This window comes from Afipia clevelandensis ATCC 49720, from assembly GCF_000336555.1.
Classification (GTDB): domain Bacteria; phylum Pseudomonadota; class Alphaproteobacteria; order Rhizobiales; family Xanthobacteraceae; genus Afipia; species Afipia clevelandensis.
Map to the genome: position 1 here is coordinate 3,143,007 of NZ_KB375281.1, position 22,176 is coordinate 3,165,182.

The 22,176-nt window shown below is 62.0% G+C and carries 23 protein-coding genes; 9 read left to right on the top strand and 14 right to left on the bottom strand.

What is annotated here, in order from left to right:
• Positions 1-124: 124 nt before the first annotated feature.
• Together HMPREF9696_RS15035 and olsB are read left to right on the top strand one after the other, a co-directional pair.
• Positions 125-2,398, top strand: a complete 2,274-nt coding sequence (locus tag HMPREF9696_RS15035) for an ATP-binding protein (protein WP_002713887.1) — start codon at positions 125-127, stop codon at positions 2,396-2,398.
• 76 nt (positions 2,399-2,474) lie between these two features.
• A complete protein-coding gene (gene olsB, locus HMPREF9696_RS15040; protein WP_002713888.1) occupies positions 2,475-3,503 on the top strand; it encodes a l-ornithine N(alpha)-acyltransferase in 1,029 nt (342 codons plus the stop codon).
• Between the two features lie 105 nt (positions 3,504-3,608).
• On the opposite strand, the gene coaA is transcribed toward olsB, so the two are convergent.
• From coaA to hisB, 7 genes are all read right to left on the bottom strand, one after another.
• Complete coding sequence (coaA, locus tag HMPREF9696_RS15045) at positions 3,609-4,565, bottom strand: type I pantothenate kinase (RefSeq protein ID WP_002713889.1); 957 nt, start codon at positions 4,563-4,565, stop codon at positions 3,609-3,611.
• A gap of 52 nt (positions 4,566-4,617) precedes the next feature.
• The gene (locus tag HMPREF9696_RS15050) at positions 4,618-4,941 is read right to left on the bottom strand and encodes a phosphoribosyl-ATP diphosphatase (RefSeq protein WP_002713890.1); all 324 of its coding nucleotides are present in this window, start codon (positions 4,939-4,941) and stop codon (positions 4,618-4,620) included.
• A 124-nt stretch (positions 4,942-5,065) separates the two neighbouring features.
• A complete protein-coding gene (gene hisF / locus HMPREF9696_RS15055) occupies positions 5,066-5,842 on the bottom strand; it encodes an imidazole glycerol phosphate synthase subunit HisF (protein ID WP_002713891.1) in 777 nt (258 codons plus the stop codon).
• Positions 5,842-6,582, bottom strand: coding sequence for a 1-(5-phosphoribosyl)-5-[(5-phosphoribosylamino)methylideneamino]imidazole-4-carboxamide isomerase (hisA, locus tag HMPREF9696_RS15060; RefSeq protein WP_002713892.1), 741 nt, complete (start codon positions 6,580-6,582; stop codon positions 5,842-5,844). The genes hisF and hisA overlap by 1 nt, the downstream gene beginning before the upstream one ends.
• A complete protein-coding gene (gene hisH / locus HMPREF9696_RS15065) occupies positions 6,579-7,229 on the bottom strand; it encodes an imidazole glycerol phosphate synthase subunit HisH (protein ID WP_002713893.1) in 651 nt (216 codons plus the stop codon). Before hisH ends, hisA begins: the two co-directional genes overlap by 4 nt.
• A complete protein-coding gene (locus tag HMPREF9696_RS15070) occupies positions 7,226-7,723 on the bottom strand; it encodes a DUF2628 domain-containing protein (RefSeq protein WP_002713894.1) in 498 nt (165 codons plus the stop codon). The genes hisH and HMPREF9696_RS15070 overlap by 4 nt, the downstream gene beginning before the upstream one ends.
• A 107-nt stretch (positions 7,724-7,830) precedes the next feature.
• Complete coding sequence (gene hisB, locus HMPREF9696_RS15075; RefSeq protein WP_002713895.1) at positions 7,831-8,424, bottom strand: imidazoleglycerol-phosphate dehydratase HisB; 594 nt, start codon at positions 8,422-8,424, stop codon at positions 7,831-7,833.
• Between the two features lie 190 nt (positions 8,425-8,614).
• Between hisB and hslV the strand changes: the two genes are divergently transcribed.
• Genes hslV through hslU form a run of 3 tightly spaced genes read left to right on the top strand, consistent with a single transcriptional unit; the run spans position 8,615 to position 11,123 of the window.
• A complete protein-coding gene (gene hslV / locus HMPREF9696_RS15080) occupies positions 8,615-9,166 on the top strand; it encodes an ATP-dependent protease subunit HslV (RefSeq protein WP_002713896.1) in 552 nt (183 codons plus the stop codon).
• A complete protein-coding gene (locus HMPREF9696_RS15085) occupies positions 9,163-9,771 on the top strand; it encodes a DUF2585 domain-containing protein (RefSeq protein WP_002713897.1) in 609 nt (202 codons plus the stop codon). Before hslV ends, HMPREF9696_RS15085 begins: the two co-directional genes overlap by 4 nt.
• Positions 9,772-9,821: 50 nt before the next feature.
• A complete protein-coding gene (hslU, locus tag HMPREF9696_RS15090) occupies positions 9,822-11,123 on the top strand; it encodes an ATP-dependent protease ATPase subunit HslU (RefSeq protein ID WP_002713898.1) in 1,302 nt (433 codons plus the stop codon).
• Between the two features lie 213 nt (positions 11,124-11,336).
• On the opposite strand, the gene HMPREF9696_RS15095 is transcribed toward hslU, so the two are convergent.
• The 3 genes from HMPREF9696_RS15095 to HMPREF9696_RS15105 form a co-directional block, all read right to left on the bottom strand.
• Entirely contained in the window at positions 11,337-11,915 is a 579-nt protein-coding gene (locus tag HMPREF9696_RS15095; RefSeq protein WP_002713899.1) for a Smr/MutS family protein, read from the bottom strand.
• Entirely contained in the window at positions 11,912-13,546 is a 1,635-nt protein-coding gene (gene mltA / locus HMPREF9696_RS15100; RefSeq protein ID WP_002713900.1) for a murein transglycosylase A, read from the bottom strand. Before mltA ends, HMPREF9696_RS15095 begins: the two co-directional genes overlap by 4 nt.
• Positions 13,547-13,643: 97 nt before the next feature.
• Positions 13,644-14,345, bottom strand: coding sequence for a Tim44/TimA family putative adaptor protein (locus HMPREF9696_RS15105; protein WP_040301501.1), 702 nt, complete (start codon positions 14,343-14,345; stop codon positions 13,644-13,646).
• Positions 14,346-14,718: 373 nt separating this feature from the next.
• On the opposite strand from HMPREF9696_RS15105, the gene secB reads away from it, so the two are divergent.
• A complete protein-coding gene (gene secB, locus HMPREF9696_RS15110; protein WP_002713902.1) occupies positions 14,719-15,201 on the top strand; it encodes a protein-export chaperone SecB in 483 nt (160 codons plus the stop codon).
• 51 nt (positions 15,202-15,252) lie between these two features.
• On the opposite strand, the gene dnaQ is transcribed toward secB, so the two are convergent.
• From dnaQ to HMPREF9696_RS15130, 4 genes are read right to left on the bottom strand one after another with little or no spacing between them, the layout of a single operon-like run.
• The gene (gene dnaQ / locus HMPREF9696_RS15115) at positions 15,253-15,948 is read right to left on the bottom strand and encodes a DNA polymerase III subunit epsilon (protein ID WP_002713903.1); all 696 of its coding nucleotides are present in this window, start codon (positions 15,946-15,948) and stop codon (positions 15,253-15,255) included.
• 28 nt (positions 15,949-15,976) lie between these two features.
• On the bottom strand, positions 15,977-16,576 hold the full coding sequence (gene coaE, locus HMPREF9696_RS15120) for a dephospho-CoA kinase (RefSeq protein WP_002713904.1): 600 nt from the start codon (positions 16,574-16,576) through the stop codon (positions 15,977-15,979).
• Positions 16,577-16,590: 14 nt separating this feature from the next.
• Positions 16,591-17,199, bottom strand: a complete 609-nt coding sequence (locus HMPREF9696_RS15125; protein WP_002713905.1) for a Maf family protein — start codon at positions 17,197-17,199, stop codon at positions 16,591-16,593.
• Complete coding sequence (locus HMPREF9696_RS15130) at positions 17,196-18,035, bottom strand: pyruvate, water dikinase regulatory protein (RefSeq protein WP_002713906.1); 840 nt, start codon at positions 18,033-18,035, stop codon at positions 17,196-17,198. The genes HMPREF9696_RS15125 and HMPREF9696_RS15130 overlap by 4 nt, the downstream gene beginning before the upstream one ends.
• Positions 18,036-18,575: 540 nt before the next feature.
• On the opposite strand from HMPREF9696_RS15130, the gene hemJ reads away from it, so the two are divergent.
• From hemJ to mnmE, 3 genes are all read left to right on the top strand, one after another.
• Positions 18,576-18,998, top strand: a complete 423-nt coding sequence (hemJ, locus tag HMPREF9696_RS15135; protein ID WP_002713907.1) for a protoporphyrinogen oxidase HemJ — start codon at positions 18,576-18,578, stop codon at positions 18,996-18,998.
• Positions 18,999-19,265: 267 nt separating this feature from the next.
• Entirely contained in the window at positions 19,266-20,531 is a 1,266-nt protein-coding gene (rho, locus tag HMPREF9696_RS15140; protein ID WP_002713908.1) for a transcription termination factor Rho, read from the top strand.
• Positions 20,532-20,745: 214 nt separating this feature from the next.
• Positions 20,746-22,080 carry a tRNA uridine-5-carboxymethylaminomethyl(34) synthesis GTPase MnmE gene (gene mnmE, locus HMPREF9696_RS15145; RefSeq protein WP_002713909.1) on the top strand — a complete coding sequence of 445 codons (1,335 nt, stop codon included), beginning with the start codon at positions 20,746-20,748 and terminating at the stop codon, positions 22,078-22,080.
• Positions 22,081-22,176: the final 96 nt, after the last annotated feature.

Consider the following 22,176-nt stretch of genomic DNA (forward strand, 5'->3'; position numbering starts at 1 on the left):
CTCCCGTTAGCCATGTCTGAAGCGCCGCCGCCGATGATTCCGCGCTTCAAGCACTTTGAAACGTCCCCGACACATCCTTGCGCAAATCTTCCCGACGCATCATCCAGCCGCGGAGTGGCCCCTCATGTTGCGAGCCTTGCGCATCAGATCGCGCCTCCGCCGGTTTGCCCGCCGTCACCCCTGGATCAGCGTCACCATCCGCTCGGTGACGATTTTCTCCGCCACATTCGGCGGCGCGTATGGATTCATCACCGGTAGCCGGACCGAAGCCTACGATCCGCACGCCTTCGCGCTCGGCGCGAGCTTCCTGTTCGCGGTCGCGTGTCTGGCGCTCGCCATGCTCAGTATGCGGATGCGCTGGCTGCGCAAGAAGATGCGCAAGATCGAGCTGCACAACGAAGCGCTGGCCGACCGAAACTGGGAGCTGAAGAGCGCCGAGGAGCACGCGCGAAGCCTGTTTGAATCCCAGGGCGACCTGATCGTGCTGCGTGACGGCGATGGCATCGTGACGTCGGTCAATGACGCCTATTGCGCGCTGGCGCGCAAGCCGCGCGAAGCGCTGATCGGGACCCGCTTCAGTTTGCCTGTGCTGGAACAGGGCATCGTGGCCATCGAGCCGAACGGCACCCGCATTCACGACCAGAAGATCGACAGCCCGCTCGGGCCGCGCTGGATCGCCTGGCGCGAGGGCCTGATCCGTGGTGACGCTCACCAGCCTGCCGACCTGCAATGCGTCGGCCGCGATGTCACCGACCGCACCGGGACCGAGCGCGCGCTGGCCGAAGCCCGCGATCTCGCCAATGCGGCGAACCGCGCAAAGTCGAAATTCCTCGCCATGGCATCGCACGAAATCCGAACACCCTTGAACGGCATCATCGGCATGAGCAACCTGCTGCTCGACACGTCGCTGACCGCCGAACAGAAAACCTATGCAAAGGCCGTGAAGACGTCCGGCGACGCGCTGATGGCGCTGATCGACGAGCTGCTGGATTTTTCCAGAATCGAAGCCGGCAAGATCGACCTGGAGCAGCGTCCCTTCGCGCTCGCTGCCATGATCGAGGACATCACCGAACTGCTCGCGCCCCGCGCGCAGGCGCGCAATCTCGAGATTGCATCCTATGTCGACGAACGCCTGCCGCGGCAAGTGCTCGGCGACGCGGCGCGGCTGCGGCAGGTGCTGCTCAACCTCGCCGGCAACGCCATCAAGTTCACTCAGAGCGGCGGTGTCGCGCTGATCGTCGAACCGGGCATCTGGCCGGGCGAAATCTCGTTCATCGTCCGCGATACCGGCATCGGCATTGCGCCGGAAGCACAACAGCGGATCTTCCGCGAATTCGAGCAGGCTTCGGAAGGCACCGCCCGCAACTATGGGGGCACAGGCCTCGGCCTCAGTATCAGCGACCGGATCGTCCGGCGCATGGGCGGGCATATTGCGCTGGAAAGCACGGAAGGCCACGGCGCCACTTTCGCGTTTTCCATCCCGCTTGCCGCTGCGAACACCAACGATGCACCCGCCTTCATCGCTCCCGATCTCACCGGCAAATCCATCATGCTGGTGGCGCCGCAAAGCATCGAAGCGTCGCTGATCGCGCGGCGTCTGGAGCGCTGGGGCGCGCAGACCTGTACCGCAGCGGACATCTCGATCGCACATGCCCTGCTGCCGGAACGCCCCTGGCACGCCGTGCTGGTCGATTGCGGCAGCGCCGATACGCCATGGCGCGATTTCGGCAATGCCGCGGTCCGGCACTCAGCTCACCGCATCGCGATGTTCACACCGGCGCAGCGCCGGGACATCACGCCTGCGATGGCGGCGTCCTATACCGGCTATCTCGTGAAGCCGCTCCGCGCCGCGTCGCTGGCTGAACGCCTGTCCGTTTCCAGCGCTGCGATGCTGCCGGAATTGTCCGGTGAGGACGCTCCGGCGACAGACATGGCCCATTCCACGATGCCGCCCGAAACGGCATCGCGGGCGCTTTCGATCCTGGTGGCGGAGGACAACGAGATCAATGCCCTGCTGATCCGCTCGCTGCTGATCAAACTTGGCCACGCGCCGGTCATCACCACCGATGGTGAGCAGGCTTTGGAATCATGGATCGCGGCGGACAGCGCAGGCACGCCCTACGATGTGGTTCTGATGGACATCCAGATGCCGAAGCTCGACGGCATCAGCGCCACGAAACGCATTCGCGCGCATGAAGCGGGCCGCAGCCCACGGCGAACCACGATTCTCGCTCTCACGGCCAACACGCTGGTGGACGATCGCTACGCTTGCTTCGAGGCGGGAATGGACGGCTTCCTGATCAAGCCGCTGGACCGCGACAAACTGAGCGAAGCGCTGACGACAGTCAGCACAAGAAACGTGACGACGAGGACATCGGCGCAGACTGCGCTGTCATAAATCCGTATCACGACCATGATTATTGAAGCCTCAGGGCTGCGCCTGACGAATCACGACGCGCCGCCGCGAGGACGCCATGAGCGGCAACAAACCGGCGCTGACCAAGCCGGATGCAAATTCCAAAGCATTTGAGCGGAATGCCGTTCGCGGCCCGCTTCACGCACTTCGCCAGAATCCGCTGGTCCAGATGCTTCGGCCAACCCATGCGAAGACGGCCGCGAGCGCCGCCGCGACATGGCTGATGCCAAACCTTGTGCATTCAGGCCTGCGCGGCGAGGCCGTGCCGGATGTGATTCAGCCCGCGCGTCTCGGCAAGATCGGTTCGCTTGAAGTTCGTCTCGCGCAGACCAAGAGCGATGTGAAGCGCGCGCAGAAGCTGCGCTACAAGGTGTTCTACAAGAACGGCTCCGCCATCGCCGACGCCGCAACCATGCTGGCGCAGCGCGACAAGGATGCGTTCGACAAGATCTGCGATCATCTTCTTGTGGTGGATCACGCCGCCAAGCCGACCATGAGCGGCAAGCAGCCGGTGGTCGGCACCTATCGCCTGTTGCGCCAGGATGTCGCCGAAAAGCATGGCGGCTTCTACACCAACGACGAGTTTGACATCACAGGCCTGATGCAGCGGCAGGCGGGCCTGAAATTTCTCGAACTTGGACGCTCCTGCGTACTGCCGCCCTATCGCACCAAGCGCACCGTTGAACTGCTCTGGCATGGCGTGTGGAGCTATGTGCGCCGGCACAATCTCGATGTGATGATCGGCTGCGCCAGCTTCGAGGGCACCAATCCCGACGCCCTCGCCCTGCCGCTGTCGTTCCTTCATCACTACGCGGCCGCGCCGGAAGGCTGGCGCGCCAGCGCTCATCCGTCGCGCCGGGTGGAGATGAATCGGATTGCGAAAGAGAACATCGACACCAAAGCGGCGCTGCGGATGCTGCCGCCGCTGATCAAGGGTTATCTTCGCGTCGGAGCCTTTATCGGCGACGGCGCGGTGGTCGACCACCAGTTTGGCACCACGGATGTACTGGTTGTCATGCCGGTGTCGGCCATCTCCGGCCGCTACCTCGATCACTTCGGCGCGGACGCCACGCGCCACGCGGCGTAGACCGGCCTCAGCGTCATTGCGAGCGAAGCGAAGCAATCCGCTCTTTGAAAGCAGGGTGGATTGCTTCGTCGCTGTGCTCCTCGCAATGACGGAAGGAGCTGATCCCTACAGCCGCCGCAACTGAACGTCCTCAATCACATGATCGCCGCCCTTCTTGAGGATCAGCGTTGCTCGCGGACGTGTCGGCAGAATGTTCTCTTCGAGATTGACGAGGTTGATCGTGGTCCAGAGCTCAAGCGCGCGCGCGGTCGCTTCCTCGTCGGAGAGCTTGGCGTACCGGTTGAAGTACGACCGCGGATCGCGGAACGCCGTATTGCGCAGGGTGAGAAAGCGCTCGACATACCATTCGCGCAGGACCGGCTCGTCCGCGTCGATATAGACCGAGAAGTCGAAGAAGTCCGACACATAGGGCACCGCCTTGCCGTCGCGCGGCAGGCGACCGGTCTGCAGCACGTTGACCCCTTCCACGATCAGGATGTCGGGGCGGTCGATCTCGACGCCCTCGTTGGGGATCACGTCATAGGTCAGATGCGAATAGACCGGCGCGCGCACCGGCCGGCGTCCGGCCTTGATGTCGGACAGGAAGCCGAGCAGCGCAGGCAGATCGTAGCTTTCAGGAAAGCCCTTCTTCTGCATCAGGCCTTCGCGCTCTAGAACCTTGTTCGGAAACAGGAAGCCGTCGGTGGTGACAAGATCGACCTTCGGGCGCGGCGACCAGCGCGCGAGCAGCGCCTGCAGCACGCGCGCGGTGGTGGACTTGCCCACCGCGACCGATCCCGCGACGCCGATGATGTAGGGCATCTTGCGGTCCTCGATGCCGAGGAAGTGCCGCTGCGCCACGAACAGACGCTGGGCGGCGGCGACATAAAACGACAGCAGGCGCGACAGCGGCAGATAGATTTCCTCGACCTCTTTCATGTCGAGGCGATCATGCATCGAATGCATCCGCGCGATTTCCTCGGCGGTCAGCGTCATCGGCATGTCGTCGCGCAAGGCGGCCCACTGCGCGCGCGAGAACACGCGATAGGGATTGTACTGAACCTGTTCGGCTCTCACATCCATGAGCCATTCCTCCTGTCCGGCCTGCGCGCGTCCCCGCGCCGGCCGAATTGACCTAATCTTTCTTGCGCGCAGCCTTCTCTTCAAGCCCGGACATGCCGGTCCGCTGCGCCAATGCCGCTTCGACATCCGCCAGACTGACGCCGCGCGATTTCAGCAGCACCAGAAGATGAAAAAGCAGATCCGCGCTCTCGGCGATCAGATGGCTGCGATCGTTCTCGATCGCCGCAATGACGGTTTCAACCGCCTCTTCGCCAAGTTTCTTGGCGCAATGCTCCGGACCCTTGTCCAGCAGCTTGCGGGTATAGGACGCATCGCCGCCCGACGCCGCGCGGGCATCAATGGTGGCTGCGAGATCGTGGATCGTAAAACCGCTCATAAAGCGCCTTCTATCACTTCCATACCCCGGTAGGGAGCGCAAAGAATTGATCCGATTCAGGTATTTGGCATTTTTAGAGGCATGGCCTGATCCGAAAACCGGTTTCCACTTTTCGGGGCCATGCCTAGGGGTCCAGCCGCATCGGCAGACCGGAACGCACCATGTGGTCCTTGGCCTGCCGGATGGTGAATTCGCCGAAATGGAAGATCGACGCCGCGAGCACCGCGGTCGCGTGACCTTCGCGGATGCCCGCCACCAGGTGATCGAGATTGCCGACGCCGCCCGAGGCGATCACCGGAACATTGACGCTGTCGGCGATGGCGCGGGTCAGCGGGATATCGAACCCCTGCCGGGTGCCGTCGCGGTCCATCGAGGTCAGCAGGATTTCGCCTGCGCCGAGCGAGACGACCTCCTGCGCATATTCGATGGCGTCGATGCCGGTGGACTTGCGCCCGCCATGGGTAAAAATCTCCCAGCGCGATCCGCCGCCGGGACGCGCCACGCTCTTGGCGTCGATCGCAACCACGATGCACTGGTCGCCGAATTTCTCGGCACCTTCCTTGACGATCTCGCGCCGCGCCACCGCCGCCGAGTTGATCGAGACCTTGTCGGCGCCGTGATTGAGCAGGGTGCGGATATCGTCAACGGTGCGCACGCCGCCGCCGACAGTCAGCGGCATGAAGCAGGCTTCGGCCGTCCGGCGGACCACGTCGAGCATCGTGCCGCGATTTTCGTGGGTGGCGTTGATGTCGAGAAAGCAAAGCTCGTCCGCGCCCGCAGCGTCATAGGCAATCGCGGCCTCGACCGGATCACCTGCATCACGCAAGTCGACGAAGTTGACGCCCTTGACCACACGGCCGTCCTTGACATCGAGACAGGGGATGACGCGAACCTTGAACATTATGCCGCCGCCCTTGCGTTCCGGATCAGTTCGAGCGCTTCCGCCGGATCAACGCGGCCATCATAAAGCGCGCGGCCGGAAATCGCGCCTTCGAGCTTTTTCGCACGCGGCGTCAGAAGAGCCTTCACGTCTTCAATCGACGCAAGACCACCCGAGGCGATCACCGGAATCGAAATCGCATCCGCCAGCGCAATGGTCGCATCGAGATTGAGGCCCTTGAGCAGACCGTCGCGCGCAATGTCGGTGAAGATGATCGCGGCGACGCCGGCGTCCTCAAAGCGCTGCGCGATATCGAGCGCGGTGACTGTCGAGGTTTCCGCCCAGCCTTCCACCGCGACCTTGCCGTCGCGCGCATCGAGACCGACGGCGACCCGGCCGGGAAACTTTTTCGCGGCTTCCTTCACCAGCGCCGGATCGCGCACCGCTGCTGTGCCGATGATGACGCGGCGGATGCCCTTGGAGAGCCAGGCTTCGACGGTCGCAAGATCCCGGATGCCGCCGCCGAGCTGCACCGGAAATTTGACGACCTTCAGCATCGCCTCGACCGCCTGCGCATTCACCGGCTTGCCGGCAAATGCGCCGTCGAGATCGACAACGTGCAGATATTCAAAACCCTGCGTCTCGAAGGTTTTTGCCTGCGCGGCCGGATCGAGGTTGAACACGGTCGCGCGCGCCATGTCGCCCTGCTCGAGGCGCACGCACTGACCGTTCTTGAGGTCGATAGCGGGAAAGAGAATCACGGCTTCCACTTCAGAAAGTTCGAGATCAGGGCCAGGCCGAAGCGCTGGCTCTTCTCGGGATGAAACTGCGTGCCGATGGCGGTGTCCTTGCCGACAATCGCGGTGACAGGTCCGCCGTAATCGGCGCGCGCAATGACGTCCGCCTCGCTGGCGGCGCTGAGATGATAGGAGTGCACGAAATAGGCGTGCCGGCCTTTGTCGCCGAGCGGCAGCTTCTCCAGCACCGGATGCTCGCGCACAAGATCGAGCGTGTTCCAGCCCATATGCGGGATCTTCAGCTCTTCGTCGCGCGGCGCGATCTTGACCACGTCGCCCGCGATCCAGTCGAGGCCGGGCGTGGTGACATATTCCTTGCCCTGCGTCGCCATCAACTGCATGCCGACGCAGATGCCGAAGAACGGACGCGCCTTGTCGCGCACGGCTTCCGTCATCGCATCGACCATGCCATCGAGACTGTCGAGTCCCTTGCGGCAATCGGCGAACGCGCCGACGCCGGGCAGCACAATGCGATCGGCGCGAAAAACCGTCTCGGGATCGCGTGTCACAACAATCTTTTGCGGCTGCTCGCTGCTGCGCGCGGCACGCTCAAAGGCTTTCGCTGCCGAGTGCAGGTTGCCGGAGCCGTAATCGATGATGGCAACACTCACCGTGATGCTCCCGGCTCGGGAAACAGGCCGATCACGCCCTGCGGTTGCGCAATGGAGGCGCGCGGCAACGGCGGCGGCGCAGCACTCCGGCTATTCTCGCGGGCCGTCTTCGCGTTCCAGCGCTCGAAGAAACGGCGCTCCGCGGCCTCTTCCGAATCCGCCACGACAATATCGAGCTGACGCCACTTGCGGCGCGACAGCTTCCAGCGGCGCAGCGAGCCGGCTTCAAGGCCGAGCAGCAGCGCGATCACCGCCATCACCAGAAAGCGGGTGCCGGACCCGACGCCGGCCGACCACATCGCGATCTCGGCGATAATGGTGAGAGCCAGATAGCCGAGCGTCGCCAGCCACAGCCGATGCCACAGCAGCCAGAGGAACGTCCCGATAAACGCCCAGAAATAGAAGCCGTCGCGGACGAACACGAGCTGGTCAGGCGCGGTGCGCACATCGCTGCCGTAGTAACTCGCCGGCCCGTGAACCGTGTATACCGCCATGATCGTTCTCCGGAACCTCGCTGCGCGCGATCCGCATAAGATTGTGCGCCGCGCGATGGTCCAAAAGTGAAGTCCAGCGCATGCCCGGCATGCGCATCAGGTTCAAATCAGCCGCCGAGCGTGCCCTTGGTGGAGGGAATTTCGCCCGCCATGCGCGGATCAATCGCAACCGCGGTGCGCAGCGCCCGCGCCAGTCCCTTGAAGCAGGACTCCGCGATATGATGGTTGTTCTCGCCATAGAGCGTTTCGACATGCAGCGTTACGCCGGCGTTCATGGCGAAGGCGTTGAACCATTCGCGCACCAGCTCGGTATCGAATTCGCCGATCTTGTCGCGCGGAAACTCGGCCTTGAACACCAGCACCGGCCGCCCCGAAATGTCGATCACCACGCGCGAGAGCGTCTCGTCCATCGGCATGTGGACGCCGGCATAGCGGGTGATGCCCTTCATGTCGCCGAGCGCCTGCTTCACGGCCTGGCCGAGTGCAATGCCGACATCCTCCGTGGTGTGGTGATAGTCGATATGGAGGTCACCATCCGCCTGCACGGTGATGTCGATGCGGGAATGACGCGCCAGCAGGTCCAGCATATGATCGAAGAAGCCGATCCCGGTCGCGATGTTGGACACACCGGTGCCGTCCAGGTTGACCGACACCATGATGTCGGTTTCCTTGGTCTTGCGCTTGATGGTGGCGGTGCGCATGAAATGTGCTCTCCGAACGCCGTCCTCTGGAAAGAAGCGTCCTTTTAACAGGCACATGACGCCTTCGCTACTGCGGGATGACGCGATTTTCGCGTGAGTTTTCAGATATGGTGACCGGAAATCGCCGCTTCCCGGCCCGATTGCAACCGGCGGCCCCAGCGCCTAGATCAGGCCCCTCAAAGAGGTAATCATGCAGGCATCACAGGCTGAAATCTGGCACGGGACCACCATCCTGACGGTCCGCAAGGGCGGCAAGGTGGTGATCGGGGGCGACGGGCAGGTTTCCATCGGCCAGACGGTCATCAAGTCCAACGCCAAAAAGGTCCGCAAGCTCGGCAAGGGCGACGTGATCGGCGGCTTCGCCGGCGCCACCGCCGATGCATTCACGCTGTTCGAGCGGCTCGAAGCCAAGCTCGAACAGTATCCGGGCCAATTGACCCGCGCGGCCGTCGAGCTTGCCAAGGACTGGCGCACCGACCGCTATCTGCGCCGCCTGGAGGCCATGATGATCGTGGCCGACAAGGACGTCTCGCTTGTGCTGACCGGCACCGGCGACGTGCTCGAGCCGGAACAGGGCGTGATGGCGATCGGCTCCGGCGGCAACTATGCGCTGGCGGCGGCTCGTGCATTGGCCGACTCCGACAAGGATGCCGAGACCATCGTGCGCCGCGCGCTCGATATCGCCGCCGATATCTGTGTCTATACCAATCGCAATGTCACCCTCGAAACGCTGACCGCATGAGCGCGGCGGAGAACGCTTTGGCACCTTCCGCGCGCGGACTGTCGCCCCGCCAGGGTTTGCTGTTCGCCGTCCTGCTGCTCGCGCTGCAGGCCGCGATCCTTTACGCCATGGGCCGGGTGCCGATCTGCACATGCGGCACGATCAAGCTCTGGCATGGCGTGGTGCTGAGTTCGGAGAACTCGCAGCACATCACGGACTGGTACACGTTCTCCCATATCATCCATGGCTTCCTGTTCTACGGTCTGACCTGGCTGCTGCTGCCGCGCCTATCGTGGGTCGCGCGCCTCCTGATCGCCATGCTGATCGAGGGCGGCTGGGAATTGCTGGAGAACTCGCCGGTCATCATCGAACGTTACCGTGCCGGCACGATCTCGCTCGACTATTACGGCGACAGCATCGTCAATTCGATCTCGGATACACTGGCGATGATCGGCGGCTTCATCGCCGCGCGAAAACTGCCGGTGATCGCGACCGTGCTGATCGCCATCGTGTTTGAAATCGCCGTCGGGCTGCATATCCGCGACAACCTGACGCTGAATATCATCATGCTGATCCATCCGTTCGATGCGATACGGCAATGGCAGAGCGGGCCGCCGATCATCTAGGCTTCGTCACGCCGCTTGCGATCAAGCTCACTCAACAATAGTTAAGAGCCATGACAGACTTCTCTCCTCGCGAAATTGTTTCCGAACTCGACCGCTTCATTGTCGGACAGGGCGACGCCAAGCGCGCCGTCGCCATTGCGCTGCGTAACCGCTGGCGGCGGCAGCAACTGACCGGCTCGCTGCGCGAGGAAGTCCTGCCGAAGAATATTTTGATGATCGGTCCGACCGGTGTCGGCAAGACCGAGATCGCGCGGCGGCTTGCGCGCCTCGCCAACGCACCGTTCATCAAGGTGGAAGCGACGAAGTTCACCGAAGTCGGCTATGTCGGCCGCGATGTCGAGCAGATCGTCCGCGATCTTGTCGAGGTCGCGATCCTGCAAACCCGCGAGCGCAAGCGCAAGGATGTGCAGGCCCGCGCGCAGCAGGCCGCCGAGGACCGTGTGCTCGATGCGCTGGTCGGCGCCAATGCCGGCGCCACGACACGCGATTCATTCCGCAGAAAATTGCGGGCGGGCGAACTGAACGAGAAGGAAATCGAGATCGAGACACAAGCGTCCGGCGGCGCGCCGATGTTCGAGATTCCCGGCATGCCCGGCGCACAGATCGGCGCGATCAACATCGGAGATATTTTCGGCAAGATGGGCGGGCGCACCAAGACCCGCCGCCTGACGGTCGCGGATTCCCACGAAGTCCTGGTCAACGAGGAGAGCGACAAGCTGCTCGACAGCGAGCAGGTGACGCAGGAGGCCGTGCAGGCGGTCGAGAACAACGGCATCGTATTTCTGGATGAAATCGACAAGATTTGCGTACGCGATGGCGCAAGGGCGGGCGATGTCTCACGCGAGGGCGTGCAGCGCGACCTGTTGCCGCTGATCGAAGGCACCACCGTCTCGACCAAGCATGGCGCGGTGAAGACCGACCACATCCTTTTCATTGCGTCGGGCGCATTCCATATCGCCAAGCCGTCCGACCTGTTGCCCGAACTGCAGGGCCGCCTGCCGATCCGTGTCGAGTTGCAGGCGCTGACCCGCGACGACATGCGCCGCATCCTGACCGAGCCGGAAGCCTCCCTGCTCAAGCAGTATGTCGCGCTGATGCAGACGGAGGGCGTCACGCTGAATATCACCGATGACGCGATTGATGCACTCGCGGACGTCGCCGTGGCGGTGAACTCGACGGTGGAGAACATCGGCGCGCGGCGGTTGCAGACGGTGATGGAGCGCGTGCTGGATGAGACCTCATTCCACGCGCCGGACATGAATGGGCAGGCCGTCACCATCGATGCAGCCTATGTACAGAAGCACATCGGCGATCTGGCGAAGAACACGGATCTCAGCCGGTTTATTTTGTGACCGACTAACGCAAGCCCCGCTTTCCAGTCGAACTTGCCAACATTCGATGTCGTCCCCGCGAAGGCGGGGACCCATAACCACCACATTTGGTGATGACATCGCGTAGATCGCTTTTACGACTTTGCCCGCTCGGCAGATCAGGGAGTATGGGTCCCCGCCTTCGCGGGGACGACACCGAGTTTGCTGAACTTCGCCGTAGAACGGCAGACGCGATTACCGCGCCCGCCGCACCCGCACATAGAGCGCGCCCTCACCGCCGTGGCCGATATGCGCTTCGTCGAATCCGATCACCAGGCCACGGAATTCCGGCAGACTGAGCCATTGCGGTACCTGACGGCGCAGCACGCCGCGCTCCGACTCGGAGCCGCTCTTGCCCTTGCCGGTGATGATCAGGACGACGCTCAATCCGCCTTCCTGCGCGTGATGCAGAAAGTCCCGCAGCACGCGATGCGCCCGGCTCTGCGTCATGCCGTGCAGATCGAGCCGCGCGTCGATGTCCTTCCGTCCGCGCGAGAGCTTTGACCGCTCCCTCCGCCCGAGCGGGGCCAGCGGTGGCGCCGGAGGGGCGACCGGAGTTTTGTGGACCGGCGGCAGAGATTTCAGCCGAAGCACCGGTTCTGTCTTTGCCGGCGTCTCATCGACGGCGTCATGAGCCGTTTTGACCGGACGCGCACGCTTGCGCAGCGGCCTCGCCTGCTTCGCCACGCTTTCCCAGAGTTCGGCTTCTTCGCGCGTGAGCGCGCGCTTGCGCCGGGACACGGGAGGAGGATCGAGATTGCGCGGACGTTTCATCGGCGATGGCGATGCCGCCGGTAATGCCTTGAGCGGCGCGGCGTGGCGGATTTCACGGCTGACGGCGCGGCAGCTTCTGGTGCGGTTTTGGGGCGCGCGTCCGGCAACGGCACAGCCTGCGCAACGGGGGGAACCACAGCAGCGGCAGGTGTTGAAGGCGTAGCCGCGGACGGCGCGACCTGTGGAGCCTGGACCGCAGGCGCCTCTTTCGGCGCCACGGTCTTGTTGGCGTCGGCGGGCTGGTCCTTCGGCGAGGTCTTTTGTTCAGATTTTGAAGAATCAGTCTTTGAAGGATCAGCTTTGGGCTGATCTTTCGCAGCCTCCTTCGGCGCATCCGCCGCTGCTTCCTTCGCAGGCCCGGTCTGCGGAAACAGTTTGGCGATGGTGGCCGACGGCCGCTCGTCCGGCAGCGGCACGGTCTTGCCGCGCGGCGAGGGATCGAGACTTTTCGGCAGCAGCATCACAAACCGCGCCGGATTTTTCAGGCGGCCCGCGATGCGGCCAGCCTCCGCCCCTGCTCCGAAATAGATGTCCGCGCGCGCCGGCCCAATGATCGCGGAGCCGGTGTCCTGCGCAATCATCAGTTTGCGGAACGGCGTGTTCGACGTCTCGGATTCAATCGGCAGCTTGCCTTCGATAAAGAACGGCGTGCCATAGACATGCAGCGACTTGTCGACGGCGATGGAGCGCCCTGCCGTGAGCGGCACGCCCTGCGCCCCGACCGCTTCGTCATCCGCCGCAAGCTTCACCTCGCGGAAGAACACATAGGAGCGGTTGAACCGGCGCAACTCCTTCGCCGCATCCGGATTCTGCTCCATATATTCGCGGATCTTCTGCATCGACATCTGCTCTTTCGGCACGATGTTGCGCTCGATGAGCACGCGGCCGACGGGCGTGTAGGGATAGCCGTTATGCGCATCGTAATTGATGCGCACCATGGATCCATCCTCGAGCCTGATCCGCGCCGAGCCCTGAATCTGGATGAACAGAAGATCGGTCTGGCTTTTCAGCCAGACCACCTCAAGCCCGCGCCCCGCAATCGCGCCGTCCTCGATCTCGGCGCGGTCATAGTAAGGCACCAGCTTGCGCCGTCCGATCTTGCGGAACACCTGACCCTTGTTCGGCATGCTGGCGCTGGCCTGCGAATAGCCGCGCACGAACAGGTTCGACGGCCGCCGGTAGACCGGCACGTTATAGACATCGGTCTGGGTGCGCGAACCATCGACGATGGGCTCGTAGTAGCCGGTGACAAAACCCGCATCCTCGCCGATGCGCGAGATTTGCAGCGGCGTAAAGTTCTTTTCGAAGAATTCACGCGCCCTGGCGCTGTCGGCGATGTTGTCAGCGCGCGCCGCGATGCAGGGATCGCGCAGAGATGTGCCGAGCGCCTTGCTGTCGTTGAGCGCGCCTTTCTGCGCAGCGATCGGCTTGCAGCTTGCGCGAAACGTCTTGAACGCAGGGAGCTGATCGTCGTCGGTCCAGCCGGCGACCTCATTCCATGTCAGCGGCTCGTACTGTCCACCCGGAATCTCCAGCGGCCAATCGACTGGCGCACGTTTTCCGAGTTCATGATGGGGGCCGTGAGATGTGTGATGACGGCCCGCAGGTCTCGCCTGAGCGTTCACCGTCATTACAAGGGCGAGAACAAATCCCGCGGCTGCGGCGCCAGGCCACGAACAAAGGCGCGCGCCGGACCGCCCGGCGCATGAGCCGGGCGATGTCGCGTCCTTACTGTCCGCTTTCCGTCCCAACCAGCTTCCAGTTCGGATCGCGCGAGGTGATGTCACGGGCGAAGGTCCAGACATCTGTGACATCGGTGAGCTTTTCCGCATTGCCATCGACGACGGCGCCAGCCTTGTCGCGAGTCACCGAGATCATCTGGGACACGAAGCGGATGGTGATCTGCGCGGCGCGATCACGGACCTCCGCATTTACGATCTCGGCCTTGTCGATCGAAGCGAACCGCGTCTCGACTTTCTCGCCGCGCTGCTCGCGCTCCTTGATGGCGGCCTCAAAGCCTTCATAGACCTCGGACGAGAGGAGGTCCTTCAACGCCCGGCGGTCGCCATTGGCGAAAGCCAGCACGATCATCTCGTAGGCGCTCTTCGCGCCGCTGACGAAATGCTGCGCGTCGAATGAGGAGTCGGCAGCGGCGATCTGGTCCAGGCCGCGCGCCAGCGCGGAGCCGGACTCAGCGATGCCCTTCCAGCGATCGGCCGGAACTGCAGGTTCAGCGGACGGAGCCAGCGGTGCCGGGTCGATGGTCTTGCCCGGCATTGGCACGACGTTGTCCGGCGCGCCGCGCAGAACATCGCGGGCCGCGCGGTCAAACGGCGGGCGTTCGTCACCGGTGCGCTGGCCCAGCACGTTGCGCAGCCGCAGGAAGATAAAGACGGCCAAGGCCAGAAAAATGATGGTGTAAATATCCACGTCGCATTCACTTTCTGATCGGTACTGCACGCCACCCGCGCGGCTTCCCCGATGAACAGCGTTATACGGGCGATCGCAGCTCACATGTAGGCACGAAATCCGATCCAGCCAACATCGCACGATGCCGCGCCCCGGGCAGCCCAAAAGACCGAATTTGGGCTTCTATGGCGCCGATTTAGCGCGATTCTACCCGATCCGGCGGTCGCGGCCAACCGAAAGGCGGCAGAATGGGCCTATCGTCCTTGTCGAATGAGGCAAGGCTATGATAGCCACTCGCCCCGACAAGGGCCTTGCCTCCAAAGACGCTTCGCAGGCAGTTCCCGCCGGATGGCTTCCGCGGCAATCCGTAATTTCCCATTCTCGGAGCACACTCATGACCAACGGCAACGGCGCACCTCTTGAGAATGCGGCTCCGCCCCAGTTCAATGTCCTCGCGCAGTACATCAAGGATTTCTCGTTCGAGAATCCGAACTCCCCGGCGTCGCTGGCCGCGCAGGAGCAGCAGCCCACCATCAACATCCAGATCAATGTGTCCGCGACCGCGGTTGCCGAACACGACTATGAAGTCTCGCTGTCCATCGAGGGCAAGGCCGAAAACGAGAATTTCACGCTGTTCGGCTTTGAGCTGATCTATGCGGGCGTGTTCCGCATCCAGAACGTGCCGCAGGAGAGCATGCATCCGTTCGTCATGATCGAGTGCCCGCGCCTGCTGTTCCCGTTCGCACGCGAAATCGTGGCCTCCTCGGTACGCGCCGGCGGATTCCCGCCGCTGATGCTCGATCCGGTGGATTTCGTCGGTCTCTATCGCCAGAACATGGCGCGCCAGGCCGAACAGCAGCAGGGCAAGCCGAGCTAAGGCGCCGCCCCCACGCAGCGAGGCAAATTCGCCTCGCTCAGTTTTCCTTGTTCAGTTTTCCTTGGTGTATTCGTTCCAGTACGGCGTGCCGCCGAGCGTGGCGACAAAGGCCGCATGCGCGGCGATGTCGGCTTCCGTCACCCGCGGCGCAAGCGGTACCTCACGCTGCCGGCGCGGCGTATCGGCTGGCCCGACAGAAAATGACTGGCGCGTCTCGGACAGAATCAACTGCGACTGCCGCGCGCCGATCAGATCAATATAGACTTCCGCAAGCAGCTCGGCGTCGAGCAGCGCGCCGTGCTTGGTGCGGCGGGAATTGTCGATCGAATAGCGCGAGCACAGATCGTCGAGGCGGTTGGACACGCCGGGATGCTTGCGCCGGGCCAGCGTCAGCGTATCGACCAGACGATCGCGTGGAATCGCGGCGCGCGCGACGCGATCGAGCTCCGCGTTGATGAAGCCGATATCGAACATCGCATTGTGAATGACCAGCGGCGCCTCGCCGATGAAGGCCAGAAAATCCTCGACCACCGATGCGAACAATGGCTTGTCGGAGAGGAACTCGCTGGACAGCCCGTGAACGTTGAAGGCTTCCTGCGGCATGTCGCGTTCGGGATTGAGATAGACATGATATGTCTGGCCCGTCGGCATGCGATTGACCATCTCGACACAGCCGATTTCCACCAGACGATCGCCGCGCAGCGGATCGAGGCCGGTGGTTTCGGTATCGAGAACGATTTCGCGCATGGAGCTACCCGGATAAGCGCGGCCCGAATCAGGCCCGCCGCCTCGGCATTTTAACGACTTCCCGGAGGATTTCACTGATCCGCTCGCGCACCGGATCGAGACCGTGGGACGTGTCCACCACAAAATCGGCGCGACTGCGCTTCTCGGCGTCGGGCAACTGGCGGGCGAGGATCGCGTCCAGTTTGTCCGGCGTCATGTTCTCCCGCGCCAGAATACGCTCGCGCTGAACCTGCGGGTCGGTCGTCACCACCACCACCGCATCGACGCGGTTCTCTCCGCCGGTTTCATAGAGCAGCGGCACATCGAGCACGGCCACCGGAGCCCCGGACGCTTCGGCATCGCTCAGGAACTTGAGCTGATGGCTGCGCAGCATCGGATGCACAATGGTCTCTAGGCGCTTCATCGCCTCGGCGTTGTTCACCACCATCGCCGACAGCTTCTGCCGGTCCACCTTGCCGTTGGCGGTGCTGCCGGGAAACGCGGCTTCGACCGCCGGCACCGCCTCGCCCTCGTAGATCTTATGGACGGTGGCGTCGGCGTCATAGACCGGCACGCCCGCCTCCTGAAACAGCTTCGCCGTGGTGGATTTCCCCATCCCGATCGAACCCGTCAAACCCAGCAACAACATGGAGAACTCTTCCGTTATACGGCCAGCAGATTCCGGCTGCGCAGAAAATCAAACAGCGGCAGCAGCGGCAACCCCAGAATCGTGAAGTGGTCGCCCTCGATGCGTGCGAACAGGTGCACGCCGGTGCGCTCGAGCTGGTAGGCGCCGACGCTGGAGAGCACAGCGTCACCGGCTTCCGCCAGATAGGCCGTTATCTCGGCGTCTGTGAGAGGCCGCATGGTCATCCGCGCCACGCTGACATCGCAGAACAGCACTGTTCCATCCTTCGCAACAGCGACCGCGCTTTGGAGCGCGTGCATCTGGCCGGAGAGTGTCCTGATCTGGGCGGCGGCGGCGGCGCGATCTGTGGGCTTGCTGAAAAGCCGCTCGCCAAGTGCGAGCGTCTGATCCGCGCCAACGACATAACGGCCGGGATTCTTCACCGAGATGAACTTCGCTTTCTCCGCGGCAAGCAGTGCTGCGATCTTTCCGGGATCGGCCAGACCCGAGTCTTGCTGAATTCCGCGTTCGTCGATGTCCGCAGGCATGGTCTCAACCGCAATTCCCGCATTCACCAGCAGACTCTTTCGCACAGCGCTTTGCGACGCGAGAATCAGAGGCTGCCGCTCACGCCAGATGGTCACGACTGCGATGCTTTCTGGCGCTGGCGATCCGCATACAGCTTCATGATGGCCGCGGCAGTTTCTTCAATCGAGCGGCGCGTGACATCCAGCAGTGCCCAGTCGAACTTCGCACTGAGCTTACGCGCGAAGGCGACTTCCTCGGTGACGGACTGACGGTCGATGTAGGTGTCTTCACCGGTCTTGCCGATGCCAAGCAAGCGATTCTGCCTCACCTGAATGAGACGTTCCGGCGTCGCATGAAGGCTGACCACCAGCGGCTTCTTCAATGTTTCAAGCTGATGCGGAATCGGAATTCCCGGCACCAGCGGCACGTTGGCCGTGCGCACGCCGCGATTGGCGAGATAGATCGAGGTCGGCGTTTTCGAGGTGCGCGAGACACCGACAAGAACCACGTCGGCCTCCTCGAGGCCTTCCACATGCTGACCGTCGTCATGCATCATGGTGTAGTTCAGCGCGTCGATACGCTTGAAGTATTCGGCATTGAGGGTGTGCTGCGCGCCGACCCGCGGCGAGGTCTCCCGCCCGAGATAGGCGCGAAACAGCTCCATCACAGGACCGATGATCGAGAGGCTTGGAATGTTAATTTCCCGGCACTTCGCTTCGAGCCGCTCCACGAGATCCTTCTCAAGCAGCGTGAACAGCACAATGCCCGGCGTCTCCTCGATTTCCGCAAGAACGCGGTCGAGTTGTTTCTGGCTGCGGACCAGCGGATAGACATGCTCCACCGGCGACACATTGGAATACTGCGCGGCCACCGCGCGCGCCACCGTGATCAGCGTCTCACCCGTCGAATCGGAAATCATATGCAGATGAAAGTAGCTGCCGGAGGTAGGCATGGTGATTCGAATCCGTTTCCGCTTAATCCGGCGGCTGTGAAAAGCTGTGAGTCCCTGTGGGCATCGTCACCTCAATCCGGCGGCGAACAGACCCCCTTGGGATAACCGGCTCTTTCATTCACAGCACTGATTTCGGGATGAACATCTGGCTTTCGGCAGAATGGTAGCGGGGTTGTGTGGATTTGTCTCGGGATAATCCCGCATCTCGGCGCTCAAGCACTTGAACCATCGGCCAATTCCTTGCCGCAGGCGAACGATCCAACAGCGGGCATAAAACCGCCGGGTGTGGATGAGTGCTGGACAAGATCGGGAGAGCGATGCGCGAACGCTAATCACGGTTACACTTAATCAAACCAAGAATCTAAAAAGGATTTTTTAAGAAAGTCGTGCTTGCGGACAAACCTGTTCTCACGTCATCTACCGATGCTGATCAACACATCGAGCCGTGTCCGGTTCCTGCTATCAGGCGACAATCACCAGCTTTGAAACATCGAAGGCTTCGCAGCTAAAGAGCTTGGCAATTAAGGTTTGCGATTTCCAATGTACGAATGGATCAAGGCACTGCATGTGATCGCGGTCATCTCCTGGATGGCCGGCATGCTCTATCTGCCGCGGCTGTTCGTCTATCACTGTGACGCGGAGATCGGCTCAAAGCAGTCCGAGACGTTCAAGGTGATGGAGCGCCGCCTGCTCAAGGCGATTATCAATCCTGCCATGGCGGTGACCTGGCTGGCCGGTTTGTGGCTCGCCTGGCAGGGCGGCTGGTACGTTTCGGGCTGGTTTCACGCCAAATTCCTGCTGGTGCTGATCCTGTCGGGCGTCCATGGCTTTTTCAGCGCGCGGGTACGGGATTTCGCCAATGATGCGAACACCAGAAGCCAAAAATTCTATCGCATTATCAATGAAGTACCGACGATTCTGATGATCGGGATCGTCATTCTGGTGATTGTGAAGCCGTTTTAGGTCCAAAACGCTGCGATCTCGCGACAATCGCCTCCTTGCGTGAGACCAGACGATTTTCTATATTCGCGGCATCCCACCCAACGCAGGCGGATGTGGTTGAGTCCCGGTCTCACTGTTGGACCGGCCGCCACTTCAGGTTCGAAGCCTCCCGGCACCTTTCTCGCTCAAGACCTGCGGACTTTCGATCGTACCTTTAGTCCGTATGTCGTCAGCAGACTGAACCCTCCCCTCCCCTTTCTCCCTTACTTGCTCCACAGGACAACCCCGATGCGGGAAATCAAACTACAAGACCTCAAATCCAAAACTCCGGCGGAGCTTGTCTCCTTCGCGGAAGAGAACGGGGTCGAAAACGCCAGCACCATGCGCAAGCAGGAGCTGATGTTCGCCATTCTCAAGCAGCTTGCGATCGCGGAAACCGACATCATCGGCGAAGGCGTCGTCGAGGTTCTCTCCGATGGCTTCGGCTTCCTGCGCTCGTGGGACGCGAACTATCTGCCAGGGCCCGATGACATTTATGTTTCGCCTTCGCAGATCCGCCGCTTCGGATTGCGCACCGGCGACACTATCGAAGGTCATATTCGTAGCCCGAAGGAAGGCGAGCGCTACTTCGCCCTACTCAAGGTCAACACGCTGAATTTCGAGGACCCTGAAAAGTCCAAGCACAAGGTCAATTTCGACAACCTGACGCCGCTGTTTCCCGACGAGCGGTTCAAGCTCGAGATCGACGATCCGACCCGCAAGGATTTGTCGCCGCGCGTCATCGACATCGTAGCCCCTATCGGCAAAGGCCAGCGCGCGTTGATCGTCGCGCCGCCGCGCACGGGTAAAACCGTGCTGATGCAGAACATCGCCCATTCGATCACGGCCAATCATCCGGAATGCTATCTGATCGTTCTTCTGATCGACGAACGTCCGGAAGAAGTCACCGACATGCAGCGTTCGGTGAAGGGTGAAGTTGTGTCTTCAACCTTCGACGAACCCGCGGTGCGTCACGTTCAGGTCGCCGAGATGGTGATCGAGAAGGCCAAGCGTCTGGTCGAACATGGACGCGATGTTGTGATCCTGCTCGATTCGATCACGCGACTTGGCCGCGCCTACAACACCGTCGTGCCGTCATCCGGCAAGGTGCTGACCGGTGGTGTCGATGCGAACGCCCTGCAGCGTCCGAAGCGTTTCTTCGGCGCCGCGCGCAACATCGAAGAGGGCGGATCGCTGACCATCATCGCAACGGCTCTGGTCGATACCGGCAGCCGCATGGATGAAGTGATCTTTGAAGAGTTCAAGGGCACCGGTAACTCCGAACTCATTCTCGACCGCAAGGTCGCCGACAAACGCACCTTCCCCGCCATCGACATCGCGCGCTCCGGCACGCGCAAGGAAGAGCTCATCACCGATCCGCAGTTGCTCAAGAAGATGTACGTGCTGCGCCGGATCCTCAATCCGATGGGCTCGATGGATGCGATCGAGTTCCTGCTCGACAAGCTCCGCAACACCAAGAACAACGCCGAGTTCTTCGATTCGATGAACACCTGATCTGATCGCCAGATATTCGCGAATCAGCCTTTCAATGCCCGGCCTTCGTGCCGGGCATTTTGCTGGGATCAGCGATCAGAAATTGTGCGCCGCAACATATGTAATATTGCGGGAGTGGCGCAGTATATTGCGATGCAACAACAGCGGATTTTCTGCGGGCAAAGGCAAAGCGGGATTTTCATTGCCTGCTTTTGCGGTGTTCGCCAAATAGGCGATGCAGTCCTCTGATCAGACCATCTTCGCCCTGTCGTCCGGCCGCGCGCCGTCAGCTATTGCCATTCTTCGCGTGTCGGGCCCGCAGGCCCGCATGGCTGTCGAGCGGCTGTGCGGAAAACTGCCCTCGCCTCGTTTTGCCCGGTTCACGACGCTCCGTGATCTCGACGGCAGCGCCATCGACGAATCGGTGACCCTCTGGTTTCCCGGACCGCACAGCGCCACCGGCGAGGACGTCGCCGAATTTCATGTTCATGGCGGACGCGCGGTGATCGCCGCGATGTTCGATGCGCTCGGCGCAATCGACGGTCTGCGTCCGGCGGAGCCGGGTGAATTCACGCGACGCGCGTTCGAGAACGGCAAGCTCGATCTCACCGAAGCCGAAGGGCTCGACGATTTGATTCATGCCGATACGGATCGTCAGCGCCGTCAGGCATTACGGCATCTGAAAGGATTGCTCGGTGCAAAGGCTGAGACATGGCGACAACAGATTATCGAAGCGTCTGCGTTGATCGAAGCGGGAATTGATTTCTCCGATGAAGGCGACGTGTCTGAAGAGCTGATCGCACCTGCATTGAAAAAGATCGCGGCGCTGAAATCTGAAATCGAAGAAACCCTTTATTTATCGGCGCAAAGTGAACGCCTGCGCGAAGGTCTCACCGTTGCCATCGCCGGACCGCCGAATGCCGGCAAGTCGACGCTGCTCAATCGTCTTGCGCGGCGTGAAGCGGCGATCGTGTCGCCGCATGCCGGCACGACACGCGATGTCATCGAAGTGCATCTTGATCTCGATGGTTATCCGGTGACGGTGATAGACACCGCAGGCGTGCGCGAGACCCATGATCCGGTCGAACAGGAAGGCGTGCGCCGCGCGCGCGACCGTGCGCGCACATCGGATCTTGTCCTTTGGCTTGTCGATGCAAGTGACAGAGGCGCGACGTTGCCGGAAAATGAAGACGATCACGCGCCGGTCTGGATTGTGCGCAACAAGGTCGATCTGGCCGGTGATGGGAATGCAAACGCGGCGAGGGCGCAGTTCGATATTTCCGCGTCGCGCGGCGACGGCGTCTCTGAGCTGATGGCCGCCCTGGTGTCCTACGCCCAGGACTATTTCGGGTCCGGGGAAATGGCGCTGGTGAGCCGGGCGCGGCACCGGACGTTGTTGCGGGAGACGGTCGAAGCTCTGGACCGGGCAGGGCGCTCGGCCGACAAGGGCGATGAACTGTTGGCCGAAGAGCTACGAATCGCGATTCATTCATTGGGCCGCCTGACGGGGCGAGTCGACGTCGAGGACATCCTCGATGTGATATTTCGCGAGTTCTGCATCGGGAAGTAGGCCTCTGGCCGACTGTTGGTTCCAGATCGGCCATTGGCCCTGTTTCACGTGAAACGAGTTTTCTGCGTTGTTTCACGTGAAACAGCTTCCCAAGAT

Coding starts and splice junctions, on each gene's coding strand:
- HMPREF9696_RS15035 (WP_002713887.1), top strand. CDS start 125: ATGTTGCGAGCCTTGCGCATCAGATCGCGCCTCCGCCGGTTTGCCCGC.
- olsB (WP_002713888.1), top strand. CDS start 2,475: ATGAGCGGCAACAAACCGGCGCTGACCAAGCCGGATGCAAATTCCAAA.
- coaA (WP_002713889.1), bottom strand. CDS start 4,565: ATGGATGTGAGAGCCGAACAGGTTCAGTACAATCCCTATCGCGTGTTC.
- HMPREF9696_RS15050 (WP_002713890.1), bottom strand. CDS start 4,941: ATGAGCGGTTTTACGATCCACGATCTCGCAGCCACCATTGATGCCCGC.
- hisF (WP_002713891.1), bottom strand. CDS start 5,842: ATGTTCAAGGTTCGCGTCATCCCCTGTCTCGATGTCAAGGACGGCCGT.
- HMPREF9696_RS15070 (WP_002713894.1), bottom strand. CDS start 7,723: ATGGCGGTATACACGGTTCACGGGCCGGCGAGTTACTACGGCAGCGAT.
- hisB (WP_002713895.1), bottom strand. CDS start 8,424: ATGCGCACCGCCACCATCAAGCGCAAGACCAAGGAAACCGACATCATG.
- hslV (WP_002713896.1), top strand. CDS start 8,615: ATGCAGGCATCACAGGCTGAAATCTGGCACGGGACCACCATCCTGACG.
- HMPREF9696_RS15085 (WP_002713897.1), top strand. CDS start 9,163: ATGAGCGCGGCGGAGAACGCTTTGGCACCTTCCGCGCGCGGACTGTCG.
- hslU (WP_002713898.1), top strand. CDS start 9,822: ATGACAGACTTCTCTCCTCGCGAAATTGTTTCCGAACTCGACCGCTTC.
- HMPREF9696_RS15095 (WP_002713899.1), bottom strand. CDS start 11,915: ATGAAACGTCCGCGCAATCTCGATCCTCCTCCCGTGTCCCGGCGCAAG.
- mltA (WP_002713900.1), bottom strand. CDS start 13,546: ATGACGGTGAACGCTCAGGCGAGACCTGCGGGCCGTCATCACACATCT.
- secB (WP_002713902.1), top strand. CDS start 14,719: ATGACCAACGGCAACGGCGCACCTCTTGAGAATGCGGCTCCGCCCCAG.
- dnaQ (WP_002713903.1), bottom strand. CDS start 15,948: ATGCGCGAAATCGTTCTCGATACCGAAACCACCGGCCTCGATCCGCTG.
- coaE (WP_002713904.1), bottom strand. CDS start 16,576: ATGTTGTTGCTGGGTTTGACGGGTTCGATCGGGATGGGGAAATCCACC.
- HMPREF9696_RS15130 (WP_002713906.1), bottom strand. CDS start 18,035: ATGCCTACCTCCGGCAGCTACTTTCATCTGCATATGATTTCCGATTCG.
- hemJ (WP_002713907.1), top strand. CDS start 18,576: ATGTACGAATGGATCAAGGCACTGCATGTGATCGCGGTCATCTCCTGG.
- rho (WP_002713908.1), top strand. CDS start 19,266: ATGCGGGAAATCAAACTACAAGACCTCAAATCCAAAACTCCGGCGGAG.
- mnmE (WP_002713909.1), top strand. CDS start 20,746: ATGCAGTCCTCTGATCAGACCATCTTCGCCCTGTCGTCCGGCCGCGCG.